Genomic DNA, 16,286 nt, shown 5'->3' on the forward strand with positions numbered 1-16,286 from the left:
AATGACTAATGACTACTGACTACTGACTACTGACTACCAACTACCAACTAATTTATTGAAAGCTGCCTGAGCCGCTGCTTGTTCGGCCGCTTTGATCGATCGACCTTTTCCCTCTGCTACCAACTTTCCCTGAATGAGAACTTCTGCGGTAAAACGATCCTCCCCGCCCTGCACTGTCCCGGTTTCTTGCACGCTATATTTGGGCAAAGTTTTGTATTTGCCTTGAGTCAACTCTTGGAGAGCAGCTTTGTAGTTTTGGCGGGCAGGATCGCTGCGGATTTCCGCCGCTAGGCGTTGAAAGTGAGAATCTAGCCAAGGGCGAATTAATTCTAACGTCTGGGTACTCAAATAAAGCGCAGCCAGTACCGCTTCCAAAGCATCTGCCAGCCGGGGCTCAGCGCCTGTTTTGTCTGCGGCGGCGCTGCTGGAAACAATTAAATAGCGATCGAAGCCGTAACTTTCAGCGATTTTAGCAAGAATGCGATCGCTCACCAAGATCGATCGAATAGCAGCAAATTCCCCCACTGTACAGTCAGGATAAATCTCAAACAACAATTCCGACGCAGCCAGCCGCACGACTGCATCCCCGACAAACTCTAGTTGCTCGTAATTTGCCTTAGCTGACGCGCTCGCATGAGTCAAAGCTAAATCGAGGAGATGCCATTTTATCGAAGCATTCTTCGTCAGTCCCAATTTTTGAATTAATGTTTCAAGTTGCTTTTGGCGACCCGGATAAATCATACCATTTTAGATTTTAGATTTTAGATTTTAGAAGTGGGAATCACGGATGACTATCCGGGTTTGGAGCTTTTCAAAAGTTGCATTATTTTTTTTTACTGGTATCAGATTCATATTAATAAAAAAAAATTAGTTGAAAAACTAAATATTCCTCCGGGTGCTTATGGTGCACCTTACCCAAAATCTTCCTCCGGGTGTGCAGTGCACACCTTTCCCAACATAAAACAGGTCGAAAGGATTTGTTGACCTGATTCCCAAGCGGTAATTTTAATTAAATGGGGGGGGAAAAAGTCGGACATAAGCCGGGTTCTGTTCTCTCAACTGCAAGCAGTTTTCGAGGGCAGTTATCTATCTGGGACGCCTGTTACCAGACGCCTCAAGCGGTACCAAAAAACGGAACTGGTAAAAAACCAACCATAGTTCCTCCGACCTTGCTCCCAACTGGGGTTTACCGAGCCAGCACCTCTCGATGCTGCTGGTGCGCTCTTACCGCACCTTTGCACCCTTACCAAATTAGTGGTTGCTTCCCAGTCAAAAATCCTCAGTTACTTACTAATGACCAATGACTGCTGACTAATGACTAATTGGCGGTATCTTTCTGTGGCACTATCCTCACGATCGCTCGCACTGGGCGTTACCCAGCAAGTTTGGTTTTTCGGGAGCCCGGACTTTCCTCAGACAAGCTTTCGCTAATCCGCAACCGCCTGCGCCTACTTTTTCCCCAGATTTATTGTACGCGATCGTTCGTCAATCAATTTGAGATTTGAGATTGAATATTTTAACTTGTCGCCCACTTAATTTGGACATTTGTGTTTATTCTCACATCTGGCACTATTGTCAATAAGCTTTTTATGAACAGGCAAGATGCCTGTTCCACAATAAAATTCATCTCTTGTGGAACAGGCCGGAAAGCCTGTTAAGCGAGAATGGTGCAACATCTCAGTTTATTCAAACTCTTGTACGGTGGGCCCGAAGGCCCGCCCAACAATTAAATTTCCCTGCAACTCCCCTTAAAATCACTCACGGATGAATCTGGAGGCCCAAAAGTTGGGAATGATCATGCCAGGATTTATGGCAGGGATTCAACTAGGGGCAGGAAACCTTTTTACATAACAGGATTTTGAATTATTCAATCTTCAATCCCAAATCTCAAATCTCCAATCCGGTTACTTTAATGAGTCATCTTTCACAGTAGAAAAATTATCAAACCAGCCGCGCCGCCAGAAGAAGTAAACTAAACCAGAGGCGATCCCTAGCATAATTGCCCAACAAAGCGGATAGCCAAAATACCAATTAAGTTCCGGCATATTCCAGGGCGATTTCTCTGTATTGAAATTCATCCCGTATACTCCCGCCACAAAAGTTAGAGGAATAAAGATACTCGAAATCACCGTCAGCAATTTCATGATTTCATTCATTTTATTGCCAACCGAAGACAAGTAAACATCCATCAAACCCGAAGACAACTCTCGATAGGTTTCCACCATATCCATCACCTGCACCGTGTGATCGTAACAGTCGCGCAGGTAAATTCGCACCTCTGGACTAATCAAATCACTGCTATCTCGAATCAAAACATTAATTGCATCCCGCTGCGGCCAAATGGCGCGGCGCAGAGTCAGCAATTCGCGCCGGATTTTATAGATTTTTTCCAGGGTTTTGCGGGTGGGGTTTAGCACCACTTCATCCTCTAATTGTTCAATGCGCTCTCCATAAACTTCTAATACAGGGAAGAATCCATCTATAATCGAATCTAACAGAGTATAAGCCAGATAATCGGCTCCGTGTTTGCGAATCATTCCTTGTCCTTTACGAATGCGATCGCGCACGGGCCCAAAACAATCATAGTCTGGTTCTTCCTGAACAGTTAGCAGGTAATGCTTGCCCAAAATAAAACTTACTTGTTCTTTATGAAAAGTATCTGATTCTGGATGAAGCATCACCATCCAAGCAATGATTAAAATATGTTCTTCATAATCTACAACTTTCGGTCGCTGGGGAACATTAACTACATCTTCCTGAGCCATTACGTGCAAATTAAATACTTCGGCCATTTGCCGCCAAGTTTCTTTGTTTCCTAATCCCAACATATCCACCCAAGAAACAGATGCTGTATCTAAATACGCAGCACCTTCTTGAGGATTTGCCAAGTGGGCGCGAGTAGCTGCTGTTTCGCAATAGTCAATTAATACAATCTCCGGAGGCGGCGCATCGGGTTCTAAGTCGAGAGTTCCCGGCGGAGCCCCCTGATCGTCATAAAAATAGTCAACGTAGGAATCATCATCATCCTCATCATCTTTAATTGGTTTGGCAACGGCATTAGAAGTATGTATGCTTTTGTATACCATGCTAATATTCCTGACTTTTACAACCTTTAGTTAGAGTATCATTTTTCTCGTGCTACTACCAATTACCAATGACTCCTTACCTCTGCCGAATTGGAATCTCGATCGCAAATTCAGTTCCCTCTCCCGGCGCGGAAATGCACTGCAGCGTCCCTCCGTGTCTTTCCACCACAATCTGATAGGAGATAGACAGTCCCAAACCTGTACCTTTGCCTACTGGTTTAGTAGTAAAAAACGGGTCAAATACCCGACATTTAACAGACTCTGCCATTCCACACCCGTTATCGGAAATTACGATCGCAACCCGATTATTCTCCAACACCTCCGTGCGAATCCGAATCCAAGGCAATGTGTCACAACTTAAAGGTAAACTAGCAAAATCTTGCCCTTCCTCTTCCACATAACTCGCCAAGTCCAACTTCCTCTGCCTGACATTCGCCAAAGCATCAATAGCATTATTTAAAATATTCATAAACACTTGATTTAACTGTCCCACGTAGCACTGTATCTGCGGCAATTTTCCATATTCTTTAACTATTTGAATAGGACGATTTCTACCATTTTCTTTAATCTTATGTTGCAAAATTAACAGAGCACTCTCTATTCCTTCGTGAATATTAACACGCTTAAGATCGGATTCTTCCAGGCGGGAAAAGTTACGCAAAGACAGAACTATTTGGCGAATTCGATCTGCTCCCGTTTGAATTGAAGTCAGCAGGTGCGGGAAATCCTCTTTCATGAATTCTAGTTCTATTTCTTCGGCCAAATCTTGGATAACAGCAACAGGTTCCGGGTAGTATTCCTGGTACAAACTGCACAGTTCCAGCAAGTTTTTGGCATACTCACTAGCGTAAGTGATATTACCGTAAATAAAACTGACAGGATTATTAATTTCGTGAGCAATTCCCGCCACTAGCTGTCCCAAACCCGACATTTTTTCCGCTTGAATTAGTTGAGCTTGAGTCCTGCCTAATTGTTTCAATGTTTGCTCTAGCTGGCGATTTTTATGTTTTAATTGAGCTTCGGCTTGTTTGCGCTGGGTAATATTGCGGGCTAGAATAATAATCTGATCTGAATTAAACGGCAACAGTCGGGCTTCATAAGTTTTTTCTTCTTCCGACACGAAAAGCGAATATTCTATATCGATTGAATTTCTTGTTGCGGAAATTTCAAAGATTGCTTGGGCAAATTGGTCGGCGACATTGGGTGGCAATATGTCTGTGATTCGTTGGCCGATAAAATGTTCGGGAGGTAGGTATAAACTCGAAGAAGTTCCTGACAAATAATCCACGATTATACCGTCAGCATCTAGTCGAAAATACAAATCAGGCAAAGCGCGAAAAACTGCTTCTAACTCTAAAGTTTTTTGGCGCAATGCTTCCTCGGCGTAGTACCGATCGCTAATATCAAAAATCACCCCGTCCAAATAGCAAACGTTTCCATCTGCGTCAAACACAGGAGAACCCTTATCCCACACCCATTTAACCGTGCCGTCTGCTGCTAGCAACCGATATTCCAAGTTATAAGACTCTTTGTTTCCTATGCCTTGCCGAATAGTTGCTTCTACTTTGGCCAAATCTTCCGGGTAAATAATGCTAGCAAAAGTCCGGCATCTCCTGTCCAAAAGCCAAATAAAATCTGCCGCATGGTATCCCGTTAATAAGTAAACGGCATCGCTAATAAAATTAGTCGAAAAATCGCACTTCCAGCGATAAACCACTCCGGGAATATTAGCTACCAAAGACCTAAATCTGGATTCACTTCTACGCAAAGCTGCTTCCGATTCATGTCGTTCGGTAATATCGTGAGCGAAAGCTAGCACTGCAAATACATTACCTTCAGCGTCGCGCAGGGGAAGTTTATGGGTATCAAAAATATGTACTGAACCGTCAGCAATAGTTGCCGGATCGCAGGGATTGTGGATGATTTCGCCGGCCAGTACAGCAGAGTCGTCTGTGCGGAAGCCTCGGATATTTCTGGCGGAATTCCCAAACACGAGTTCTTCTGAAAATCCTAATTCTAAATCAGATTTGCCAATTATCTCTTCGACTGTTTTGCCGATCGCTTGAGCGAAACTCCTGTTGGCCAAAATACAGCGAAAATTTTTGTCTTTGGCCAAAATCCAGTCGCTAGTTTTGTCTATTACTGTACGCAGGAGTTGTTCGGAACGTTCGGTTTTTTCCAAAGACGCCTGCAGTTCTAGTTCTAGGCACTTGCGACCAGTAATGTTTTCAAAAGCAACACCGACGCAGTTGTTGGGTAATGGAAAAGCTTTAATAGAAAAAGCGCGAGTTATTCGACCCCCTTCATCGCACTCAATATCTTCAACTTCTACGGCTTTCTGGGTGCGAATTACCGAAGCAAATGCTTGGGGAATATTTTTCGATCGCAGGTGGGGAAAAATCTCGTCGATTGTCATTCCCAAAACATCCGCCATTTCTAATCCGGTAAATAGGGTAGCGGCAGGATTGGAGGCGATCGCCCTGAGAGTGCTGTCATCGTCTATATTTTCTAAATGGTAGACGTACAAACCAATTTGCATATTCTCGACAATTTGGTCGTAGAGGCGCACGCTTTCGTCTACCTGCCTGCGTTCGGTAATATCTTCAGTAATCCCCAAAACGTACTGAGGACGGCCTGCCGCGTCGAGAATTGGCACTTTGCGGGTGTGCAGTATTCTCATACCTTTGTGGCGAGTTTGGATCGGCTCTTCGCCTATGTCTTTAACAGTAGATTGGTTGTGTTCACCGGTCAATATTTCCCTGTCTTGAGCAGTAAAAACATCAGCTTGTTCTTTGGGGTAAATATCGTAGTCATTTTTGCCGATCGCCTCTTGAGAAGTAACACCTGCGATCGTTTCTCCCGCTTTATTCCACAGCACAAATTTCAGCGAAGAAGCATCTTTAGCAAAAACTCCCACCGGCAGGTTTTCTACTACGGAATTGAGGAAAGCTCTAGCTGATTTTAATTCAGATTCTGCACGCTTGCGTTCGATGCCTAAAGCAATGACATCCGCAACCGATGCTAAAGTTTCCTGAAACGGTGCTGTCAGCGGCTGGCTGCTGATAATTACCATTACTCCCACCAGCCGTTCTTCGACTATCAAAGGGTAGCCCGCGAAGGTGAGAATTTGCTTGGGGATTGGGCAATTTGTCGGCTTTTGACTGGCATTGATAATTGCTACTTCGGAACTTTGCTCATCTGTTGCTTTTGCGGATTCTTCCTCTGGGAGTCCAAAATTGTTCAGTTCAAATCCGCAGTCAAATTCCGGTTTTTGCTGTTTGGCTATAAAGTTAACCTTACTTTCAATAAACCTAGCCCGATCGTCTGTGCGGCTGTAGATTCCCGATGCTGCTTGCAATTGGCAAACATTATGTTGAGAGTTGAAAGTCCAAATTTCAGCCGAAGCGACATCGAGATTTCGCACCATTGCCTCGCAGCAGGGAAGCAGGATATCTTCAGGGTGTTTGGTAAGGGCAATACCCACATCGGCTACCATTGCTGTGAGGCGAGAAGCTTGGGCTTTTTCTGCTTCCAACCGTTTGCGATCGGTGATATCTTCCACCAAAGAAAGCACGGTAAAAGTGTCGCCACTGCGAATAATCGAGTTGAACCAGCGACACCAAATTACCTGTCCGCTTTTAGTATAGTTGCGGTTAATTGAAGTATTGCCGTTGCCAGTGGCTAGTTCAAGCTCGATCGCGCTTACAGCCTCTCGATCTTCCTCGCAAATCAAAGCCAAATCGCCGAACTGCTTGCCCATCATATCATCGGATGTCCAGCCAAAAATTTCTTCGGCACGTTTCGACCACTGAACTATCCGAAAATCTTCATCCCAGCCCACCATTGCCAGGGGACTGTTAGCTGCATTCAACCACAGTAAATGGTTCGATCGGCGCAACTGTTGAGTTTTCTGCTGCTGCCAGCGGTAATGCCTGGTGATATCTCTACCGACACCCAAAACCCGCATCTGCTTGCTAGAGGCATCTACCGCTGGCGTGTAAGCAGTTTCGTAAATTTTAATCCCGCCGTCTGCCGTCGTCACCTCATGAATTGCCAGCCGTTTTTCCCCGGTAATAAATACTTGTTGCAGGCAAGAATCAATCTGCGAGATTATATTTTTGACAGCAGCATTATTGGGATATAATTTTAATAATTCCTGATTAGTTTTGTTAACTATTTCAGCCGGCTCCAATCCCATCCAAGCAGCAGCGACAGGATTGATCGATAGGTAATTTTGCTGTCGATCGCACTCTAGGAAAGCATCAACAGAGTTAGAGAAAAAAGACTGAAACGAGTTGATAACTTCCTGCATGGGTATTTTTTCATGAGAAAAGCTTAGTATTGTGGAAACCTCGTGTCTTTAGACTCATATGTTGCACCATTTTCAATAAGCTTTTATGGGCGGGCCGGATGCCCAACCCACAAGAAATTAACTCTTTGTGGAACAGGCATCTTGCCTGTTCTTGAGAATGGTGCAAGATGTGAGTAGACCGATCGAGGAAAACACTCATCAGGCAGTTTTAACCGCCTTGAATATTGATTACTTCTACAGGGGGCTACTTGGTCACTTGGTACTTTTATGATCTACTTTCAACGGAAGAATTACCGTTTCAAATATTTCACGCGCGATCGCCTAGCAGCTTGGGCTTACACCCATATTTTTGATAACGTAATCAGTTAAGACGATCGCTGGTCAACTCTCTCTTTTGATTAGGGCATAAAGCCCCATCTGTTGAGAGCGGGGTGCTGACTTGCTTAAGCTCTAAAATTTTCCTAAAGTTAGTTTAACTGATATCTTGCACCATTGTCAGCAACAGGCATCTTGCCTGTTCCACAAGAAAATTTATATTTTGTGGAACAGGCCGAAAAGCCTGTTCATAAAAGGCTAATTGAGAATGGTGCAACATATAAGTTTAACCCACTCAAATCTTTTTGGACACTTTACTACTGCGTTGCCCAGTGCAATTTTCGGCGCTGTTCCCTATAATACAAAAATTTTAAATAAATAGTATTTTTGGGAATATAGCTTAATAACAGCAGATGGTCTTTTTTTACACCAGACCCAGCGGATACAAAAGCGAGATCGAGAGACGGGGAGACGGGGAGACGGGGAGGTGGGCAGAGGTTAATCCACAACCTGCGAGAAAAATGCTTAAGAAATGCCCGACAGCTTCCCAATTCCCGATTCCCAATTCCCGATTCCCAATTCCCAATTCGGTAATCTGAAAGCGGTTTGGCAGTACGCCCAGCAAAGAACGCAAGCCGTGCAAAGCCATGTAACATAAAGATTGCGATATTTTTCTATGTAATATGGAACTATTAGATACCTTGATTGTGGGTGCGGGTATTAGCGGTTTGAGTTTGGCGCACGCACTTCACAAGGAAGCAACGAGTCCATCCTCGCTGAAGATTGTAGTCGCTGAGAGTCAGGGACGTGTGGGCGGGAACATCACCACTATGACAGCGGGGGGGTTTCTCTGGGAGGAGGGCCCGAACAGTTTTTCGCCGACGCCAGAATTGATGAAGTTGGCTGTAGATGTGGGATTGAAGCAGGAGTTGATTTTTGCCGATCGCAAATTGCCTCGTTTTGTTTATTGGCAAAAAAAGCTGCAACCGGTGCCGATGAGTCCACCGGCGATGATTCAGTCTCAGTTGCTGAGTTTTCCGGGGAAACTGCGGGCGTTGTTCGGGGCTTTGGGGTTTGTCGCGCCGGCAATGGGCGCTGGACTTTCGCAGCAGCGTGACGAGGAAACTGTTTCTCAATTTTTCCGCCGTCATCTGGGGCAGGAAGTGATGCAGCGGTTGGTGGAACCTTTTGTTTCTGGGGTTTATGCCGGAGATCCGCAACAACTTAGCGCGGCGGCGGCTTTTGGGCGGGTAGCAAAGATGGCTGATGTGGGTGGCGGGCTGGTAGCGGGGGCGCTGCTTTCTGCTAGGAAAAGACCGAAGCAAATGCCTGCAGACCCGAATGTGCCTAAGACTAGGCCGGGGGAGTTGGGTTCGTTTAAACAGGGGTTGAAGGCTTTGCCAGAGGCGATCGCTGCTGAATTGGGCGATCGACTGAAACTCAACTGGCACCTGACTCGCCTCCAGCGTACAGAACGCGAAACTTACATTGCTGTATTCTCGACGCCCGACGGACAGCAGGAAGTTGAGGCGCGTACCGTGGTTTTGACCACACCGGCTTATGTTACAGCCGATTTGTTGCAGCCTCTGCAACCAGAAGTTAGCAGCGCTTTACAAGCTTTTACTTATCCTACGGTTGCCTGCGTGGTATTAGCATATCCGCATTCGGATGTCAAGGGTAAATTAGTAGGTTTTGGAAATTTAATTCCGAGGGGGCAGGGAATTCGCACTCTGGGGACGATTTGGACATCGAGTTTATTTGCCGATCGCACGCCTGCGGGCTGGCACACTCTCACCAGTTTCATCGGCGGGGCTACAGACTCGGAAATTGGCAATCTCGACTCAGAAGAAATCGTTCGGGAGGTGCACCGAGATTTGTCTCGGATTTTGCTGAAACCAGATGTGCCACAGCCCAAAGTTTTAGCGGTGAATGTGTGGAAGCGGGCGATTCCTCAGTACAATTTGGGGCATTTCGATCGCCTGCAACAAATCGATGAGGGCTTAAAATCTTTGCCTGGGCTGTATTTGTGCAGTAACTACGTTGGCGGAGTGGCTTTGGGAGATTGCGTGCGAAGGGGTTTTGAGGGTGCACGAGAAGTGGGCGAGTATTTGCAGAAAAAACAATCAGATACTCGATCGATCTGAATTATGGCGTGGGGAGGGCGGGTTTACAAATATCGAGGATGTGAATCCGAGATATTGGTGAACCCGCCCCTATACTGCCTTCTGCCTGGTGTGCCGACGGACGTGCCGGCGAATGCTACTAGGTTGTTGGCTCAAACTTGTAACCCACCCCCCTGACGGTTTGAATCATCGGCATTTGATTGGGATCTAGTTCAATTTTGCGGCGAATTTGACCGATATGAACATCCACCACGCGATCGGCTCCTACATACTCGTAGTCCCACACTTCATGCAGCAATTCCGATCGCCTCCACACGCGACCGGGTTTGCTGGCCAAACAGTACAGCAGATCGAATTCTAAAGCAGTCAAAGCAACTATCTGACTGCCGAGAATCACCTCGCGGCGAACCGGATCTATTAGTAGCTCTCCAAAAGTAAGACTTTGTTGTTCGGCGGGAGTAACAATGCGTTTGCGCTTCAAAATTGCTGCAACGCGAGCTCCAATCTCTACAAGACTAAAAGGTTTAGTAATGTAGTCGTCAGCACCTTCGGCAAACCCTTTCATTTTGTCAGCTTCATCGGTTCGGGCAGTCAGCATCAACACAAACACACCCGTGCGTCTTTGCATTTCTTGACACAGTTTGTAGCCAGTTGTATCAGGTAAATTTACATCTAGAACTACTAAGTCAGGATTGAGTTGCTCAAATAATTCCAGACCCGTCTCACCGTCCTCGCCAGACTCAACTTGATAACCTTGCTGGCTCAAAAAACGGTGAATTAAATTTCGGATTGCCGGGTCGTCATCAACCACAAGGATTTTTACAGGGGCCATGACCACAAGTTTGCTTGAAGAATTAGGCAAGAAGATTCAGCCATAATAATAGAAAACTGGATACAAATCTCGAAAAAATTGAGCTTTTAATAGTTATAGCCATATTTATAACCTACGCAAGATTTCGGGCAATAAATCTCCGGGAACTTTGGATAAGGCTAAATTTTGGCCTGGCAGCCCACATTCACTATAGAAAGCTCTAATCGTTTTGACAATATAGCTCAATGCTGTTTGCCGGGAATCAGCAGCTTGGGAGTTTGCCGGGGCTTGCAGGTTGAGTTTATCCCCATATATTAACCCTTTGTCATTGAGATATTGTCCCCATTCGGCGCACACTTGCAACTGGTGCTGCAGCGCTGCTTCTAGATGGCTTGTCTGTGCGACTTTGTTAGCGGCGAAATCTGGGTCTGTGGCTAGTTGATAGTGGGCTAGTCCGAGATTGTTACGGGCGGCCAAGGCGTCAAAAGTGAGTTTGGTTCGATCGATCTCTCCGGCGATATCCAGGGCGGCTTCGTAGGCGGTAATCGCCTGCTGCAATGATTCCGTCCGCGCCTGTTTCTGCTGAAACTGGTTCGCCAAATGCCAATAAGCGGTACCGAGATTGTTGTAGGTGGCTGCTGCTGCTGCGGGTACTAATTCTCTGGTGCGGTATTTCAATGCTTCGCGGTAGGCGGAAATCGCCCTGACTAGCAGGGGTTCTGAGGGTTCGTGCTGAGCGAGGTTCCAGCAGGCGGTACCGAGGTTGTTTTGCACTCCGGCATAGTTGAGGGGTTCTCGTTCGGGACTGTAACAGGAGAGGGCTTGGGTGTAAGCTGCGATCGCGCTTTTGAGATATACGATCGGCTCACCATCTTGAGCTAAATTCCAGTATGCTGTCGCCAAATTATTCTGAGCAGCAGCGTACTGCTGAGGCTCCACGGCGGGATCGAGATCCAGCAGCGCTTGTTGGTAAGCTGCAACTGCGTGCTGCAAGTTCTCTGTCTTGTCTTGATAGCGGGCTAAATCGGCCGAGGCGATTCCCAAATTTTTGTTTAATCTAACGCGGGTTTGGGGTACGGTTTCGGCATCTGTTCGGTTCAAACCTTCAAGGTAGAGGGCGATGCTGCGTTCAAGGCTGGATACTGGATCGGAGGCGTTGAGGGTATTGGTGCGATCGCGCGACAGCATCCAATAGAGAGTGCCGAGATCGTTAAGCAGATCGGAAATTGGCGGTAGGCTGTTGGACTCCTGGGCGTACTGAGTTAAATTTTGTGTCAATTGGGCAATCAGCCGCGCGCATTCCTCAGTTAGTGGTTGATTTTGCTGCGAGTTGCTGTCAACTTCGAGATACGCAATCACTTGTTCGATCGCGCGAATGGCGATTGTCAGGTTTTGCTCTGAAACGTCTCCGCCCAAAATGCGATCGCGGTAGTAATTTCCCAAACCGTGATAAGCCAAAGCCAATGCTTCGGAACAACACTGATGTTCTTGCAGCAGTTCGATGTATTGCAGGGTTTGCAGCGGCAGAAAATTCTCCTCTGATGAGGGATTATTTTCGCCTTCCAAATCCTCAGAAGCCGCTGCTAGCACCAAATCGGCCAGTTGGACGGATTTAGAATCTGGCGCTGGGGACGGGGGATGGGAAATTGGGGATGGTTCCTCATCTGCCAGTTGGACGGATTTAGAATCTGGCGCTGGGGACGGGGGATAGGAAATTGGGGATTGTTCGTCGGGAATTGGGGATTGTCCAGACAAAGAAGATATTAAAAGTTGGTTGCCAAAGTTTCCGCTGTCCCGCAAGTTTCGCAAGTCTCCTGAGTTCCCGAAGTCCTCAAAGTGCCCGAAGTCTTCCTTAGCTGGAGTTGGTTCGCCTTCAAACTCAAATACTCCGGTTCGCCAGTGCCAAAATTCTGGGGCCGATTGCTCGATCGAACTTAGCCAGGGGCGCGACACCCACAGCAACAGAGCAGACTCGCACAATTGCAGGTTTGCTTCAATGTCCCTCAAATAGCTCAGGAACGACCACTGCACGGATGCTGACTGCCTGGTCAGGTGTTCGGCCCCGATAATTTGAAATCCCGGCAAACGGCTGTAGCTGCCTCTGTTTTGCGGCGGTGGGTGTTGGGTCAGCCACGCGGCGATCGAACCCCAAGGATTTGGCTCGCTCAAGTCGAGTTCCAAACTGACAAATCGGGGGTAGTCGATCCGAGGATCGGAGCCTGCGCTCTCTGCGATTAATTCTGTGTGCAAGCGGGCTGCCAGACAGTCCCGCAAGCACAAGTCGTCGCAGGCGGCGATAAAAATTTGACGGCGTAAATTGAGGTCGATCGCCTGTTTCAAGCGTTGGTAGATCAGCTTGTTCGAGCTAGAAACTTTTTGGGAAGGAATAGACATCAGGAGCAGCCGATTTTAGATTTTAGATTTTAGGTTTTAGGTTTTAGATTTGGGATTGTAGATTTTAGATTGTAGAGTTGAGAGTTGAAATCTCGATCGCTCATAACTCACAACTAAGCCCCGAAGGCAGTCAATCGATTTGAGATTTGAGATTTTAGATTTTAGATTGAAGCCTTGACCGCACGGATAAATTCGGGGGCTCCTTTATCGGATACAGGTTTTTTATTTCTGGGCCCTGAGTCTGCTTTCGGAATGAATCCGGGGGCTTGTATCCTGGATGCTTGATTGTCAATCGCACCGATGATGACTAAAGGAGTGTAGATTTTCAATTGGCAATTTTATGTGGGTGGCAAACCAGTGTGATTAAGTGCAACCCAAGTCCCTGAACCCGACAGCCGAGAGGAAAACACCAAATTTATGCTGGTCTTATTTAGCTTTCCAGCTCGCTCGGCACGCTTCAGGATTGTCGCAACTCCCTGCTTTGTATTGAAACACAAAAACCATGTTTCCTTGGGAAAGGAAAACATGGTTTCTCGAAGGATTATTTAAAATTGCGATTTGAAGCAGCTTTGAGTCTCAGGCCAGTTTTCAGACGGAGGCAGCCACGTACACCAAACCGGCGACTAACATGGCTGCTGCAATACCCAGGATGATGTAGTTGCGTTGCTGGTTCTTGTTAGGAGGTACGGCTTCATACACCTTCGGCTCTTTAGCAAAGTTGTTCAGGCGTCCATCGTCATCTTTGATGTAAGGCATCAGTCACAATCCTTAATATTTTTGATGTTTACAACTCTACCAAAAAAGCGCCCAGGAAAATTCAGGAATTTATTTTGAGGTGACAGTGCCTGTTTGGGGGGAAGAGGCGATCGCGTAATCTTTGATCGGCATTCTGCCTGCTAAGTACGCCATCCGCCCCGCTTCTGCGGCCATTCCCATTGCTTTTGCCATTGCTGGGGAATTTTGGGCATTGGCGATCGCGGAATTAATCAACAGTGCATCGGCTCCCATTTCCATTGCTCTGGCCGCTTCGCTGGGCGTTCCGATACCCGCATCGACAACCACAGGAACCTTCACCGTGTCAATAATTATTTGAATGTTGGCCGCATTGTTGATCCCTTGCCCTGAACCGATGGGCGAACCTAAAGGCATGACTGTCGCACAACCGACTTCTTCGAGGCGTTTTGCCAGCAAGGGATCGGCATTGATGTAGGGCAAAACGGCAAAACCTTCTTTAACTAATTGTTCTGCAGCTTCCAAAGTGCCGATCGGATCTGGCAGCAAATATTTAGCATCAGGAATCACTTCTAATTTGACAAAATTATTGTCTTCTTGCCCTAAAAGTTTCGCCATTTCCCGGCCTAAACGAGCTACTCTAATGGCCTCATCCGCAGTTTGACAACCCGCAGTATTTGGCAGCATCCAGATTTTAGTCCAATCGAGAGCCTCTGCCAATCCTTCATGCCCCGGAGCATTTGTTTGCACTCGCCGCACAGCCACGGTAACAATTTCGCACCTGCTAGCATTGACACTTTGCTGCATTTCTGCAATGCTGCGATATTTTCCCGTCCCCGTCATCAAGCGAGAATGAAAAGTTTTGCCTGCGATAATTAGAGGTTTGTCTAAAGATGGCATTTCTGTATCTACTGGATAGCCAAAAATGCTGTACTCAAGTGCCTCTTCCCAGTTTTTTCTGCCTCCCAGCATTGCTTCAAGCTGCCAACCTTCTTTATTTGTCAGCTCATCGCGGGTAACTGCATAAAGAATTTGCCCAACAGTTATCAATTTGGCATCTCGCGGCATATTATTTTTTAATCCTCTTTGTATAATTTCTTCAAACTCATTAAAAACGTCTTCCATTTTCCCATTCCTCCCTAGTAATTTCTTGAGATTCTTCGCTATTGAATACTAATATAATGCTCTGAATCCGTTGTGTGTCGTCCCAATAAAAAGCTTTTCTGATGCCGTCGTTTACCTTCCAAAACTCGTAACTCTTTCGGTTTACGTGAAAAATAACCGTTACTGCACCTTGTTTTTTTGCTCTACTGATGCCTTCTTGCACTCGGTCTCTGATGTTTTGAGTCTGTTCTGTCAACTCCTTAAATTCGCAAATCTCACCGTCTATCTCAGCGTCTGGTGTTCTCACACCCTCTGCTGCTTGCTCGCTCAACATTCTAACTCTCTTCCCTATTTTAGCCAAAACTTCCGCAATAAAGATTTCCGAATTATTAAGATTATGTTGTTGGTGAATTAGCACAAATCCGCCAGCTATCTCATCAAAATAATATCGCCGATATTCTGGTTCTGCATTTTCGTAGATGGCTCTGCTTGTCTCGATATATTCTGAATTCACCGTTATGATACTCTGAATGGACTCCGGGTAGAGTTAAATGTATGAAAGCAACTGTTGAGCAACTGGCTAAAATTGAAATATTTACCAGCTTAAACCCAACTGAATTAGAGCGATTGCAAGAACATACAGCAATTCGGAGTTACCGACAGGGAGAAGTTGTGATGTATGAGGGCGATCGCATCCCGGAAAAATTATACACTCTTTTGAGCGGTTCTCTGCGGGTTGCAAAAACAGCGGCGGCGGGCAAAGAAACAATTCTCCGCACTTTGTTTCAGGGAGATATTTTTGCCGCACCTGCTTTGCTAGGCAACGGCATTGCCCCCGCAACGGTGACTGCAGAAACAGATGTGGAAGTTCTTACCACAGAACGGGAATTTTTGCTAGCAGCAATTCGGGAAAATCCTGAGATTGCCTTGCGAATATTGGCGGTTTTTAATCAGCGGTTGCAGCAACTGCACGAGACAGTGCACGGTTTGGTGTCGGAAAGGGCGATCGTGCGGCTGGCCCGATTTATTCATTACTTTGGCGTCGAGCAAGGTAGGAAGATGGCGGATAATAGTGTATGTTTAGAAAAACGTTTTCCCTACTATCAAATTGCTCGCAGTATTGGCATTAGCTACGAAGAATGCGTGCGGTTGTTTAAAAAACTCAAGCCGTTTGTCTCCTACAGTCGAGGCGGTAAAATTATTGTATTGGATTGGGAAAAATTGGAGAATCTCGCATCGGGAGATGAAATAGACTAAATGTTAAAATCCCAATGCTCGTAGGGGCGGGTTTTACCAACAATTTACGTCTCAAACTAACAATCTCGTAAACCCGCCCCGCCCCAACTGATGATGCTATGGGACATGATTTCACAAACAATATTTGACTGCCACTAACTATATAAAACCGC

11 protein-coding genes and 1 other RNA gene are annotated in these 16,286 nt (G+C 46.3%); 2 read left to right on the forward strand and 10 right to left on the reverse strand.

Translation table 11 applies throughout. The features are described 5' to 3' along the window. Positions 1–33: 33 nt before the first annotated feature. The 5 genes from rnc to QUB06_RS09840 form a co-directional block, all read right to left on the reverse strand. Positions 34–741, reverse strand: a complete 708-nt coding sequence (gene rnc / locus QUB06_RS09820; protein WP_333435128.1) for a ribonuclease III — start codon at positions 739–741, stop codon at positions 34–36. 280 nt (positions 742–1,021) lie between these two features. Next, positions 1,022–1,455, reverse strand: an RNA gene (gene rnpB, locus QUB06_RS09825) — RNase P RNA component class A. Positions 1,456–1,904: 449 nt separating this feature from the next. After that, complete coding sequence (gene corA / locus QUB06_RS09830) at positions 1,905–3,086, reverse strand: magnesium/cobalt transporter CorA (RefSeq protein ID WP_333435129.1); 1,182 nt, start codon at positions 3,084–3,086, stop codon at positions 1,905–1,907. Between the two features lie 76 nt (positions 3,087–3,162). Next, positions 3,163–7,398, reverse strand: coding sequence for a PAS domain S-box protein (locus tag QUB06_RS09835; RefSeq protein WP_333435130.1), 4,236 nt, complete (start codon positions 7,396–7,398; stop codon positions 3,163–3,165). Between the two features lie 739 nt (positions 7,399–8,137). After that, positions 8,138–8,362 carry a hypothetical protein gene (locus tag QUB06_RS09840; protein ID WP_333435131.1) on the reverse strand — a complete coding sequence of 75 codons (225 nt, stop codon included), beginning with the start codon at positions 8,360–8,362 and terminating at the stop codon, positions 8,138–8,140. A 34-nt stretch (positions 8,363–8,396) separates the two neighbouring features. Here QUB06_RS09840 and hemG point away from each other — a divergent pair, with 34 nt between their 5' ends. Beyond that, positions 8,397–9,857, forward strand: a complete 1,461-nt coding sequence (gene hemG, locus QUB06_RS09845) for a protoporphyrinogen oxidase (protein WP_333435132.1) — start codon at positions 8,397–8,399, stop codon at positions 9,855–9,857. Positions 9,858–9,975: 118 nt separating this feature from the next. On the opposite strand, the gene QUB06_RS09850 is transcribed toward hemG, so the two are convergent. The 5 genes from QUB06_RS09850 to QUB06_RS09870 form a co-directional block, all read right to left on the reverse strand. After that, the gene (locus QUB06_RS09850) at positions 9,976–10,668 is read right to left on the reverse strand and encodes a response regulator transcription factor (protein ID WP_333320696.1); all 693 of its coding nucleotides are present in this window, start codon (positions 10,666–10,668) and stop codon (positions 9,976–9,978) included. 105 nt (positions 10,669–10,773) lie between these two features. Next, complete coding sequence (locus tag QUB06_RS09855) at positions 10,774–13,041, reverse strand: hypothetical protein (RefSeq protein ID WP_333435133.1); 2,268 nt, start codon at positions 13,039–13,041, stop codon at positions 10,774–10,776. A 588-nt stretch (positions 13,042–13,629) separates the two neighbouring features. After that, entirely contained in the window at positions 13,630–13,797 is a 168-nt protein-coding gene (gene psb34, locus QUB06_RS09860; protein ID WP_333103838.1) for a photosystem II assembly protein Psb34, read from the reverse strand. A 69-nt stretch (positions 13,798–13,866) separates the two neighbouring features. Continuing rightward, positions 13,867–14,673: a thiazole synthase gene (locus QUB06_RS09865; RefSeq protein ID WP_333435164.1), complete on the reverse strand. Its 807-nt coding sequence runs from the start codon at positions 14,671–14,673 to the stop codon at positions 13,867–13,869. Positions 14,674–14,881: 208 nt separating this feature from the next. Beyond that, on the reverse strand, positions 14,882–15,391 hold the full coding sequence (locus QUB06_RS09870; protein WP_333051398.1) for a CdiA C-terminal domain-containing protein: 510 nt from the start codon (positions 15,389–15,391) through the stop codon (positions 14,882–14,884). A gap of 41 nt (positions 15,392–15,432) precedes the next feature. Here QUB06_RS09870 and QUB06_RS09875 point away from each other — a divergent pair, with 41 nt between their 5' ends. Next, the gene (locus tag QUB06_RS09875) at positions 15,433–16,134 is read left to right on the forward strand and encodes a Crp/Fnr family transcriptional regulator (protein ID WP_333435134.1); all 702 of its coding nucleotides are present in this window, start codon (positions 15,433–15,435) and stop codon (positions 16,132–16,134) included. Positions 16,135–16,286 lie beyond the last annotated feature (152 nt).

It is taken from the genome of Microcoleus sp. D2_18a_D3 (assembly GCF_036702455.1).
Classification (GTDB): Bacteria; Cyanobacteriota; Cyanobacteriia; order Cyanobacteriales; family Microcoleaceae; genus Microcoleus.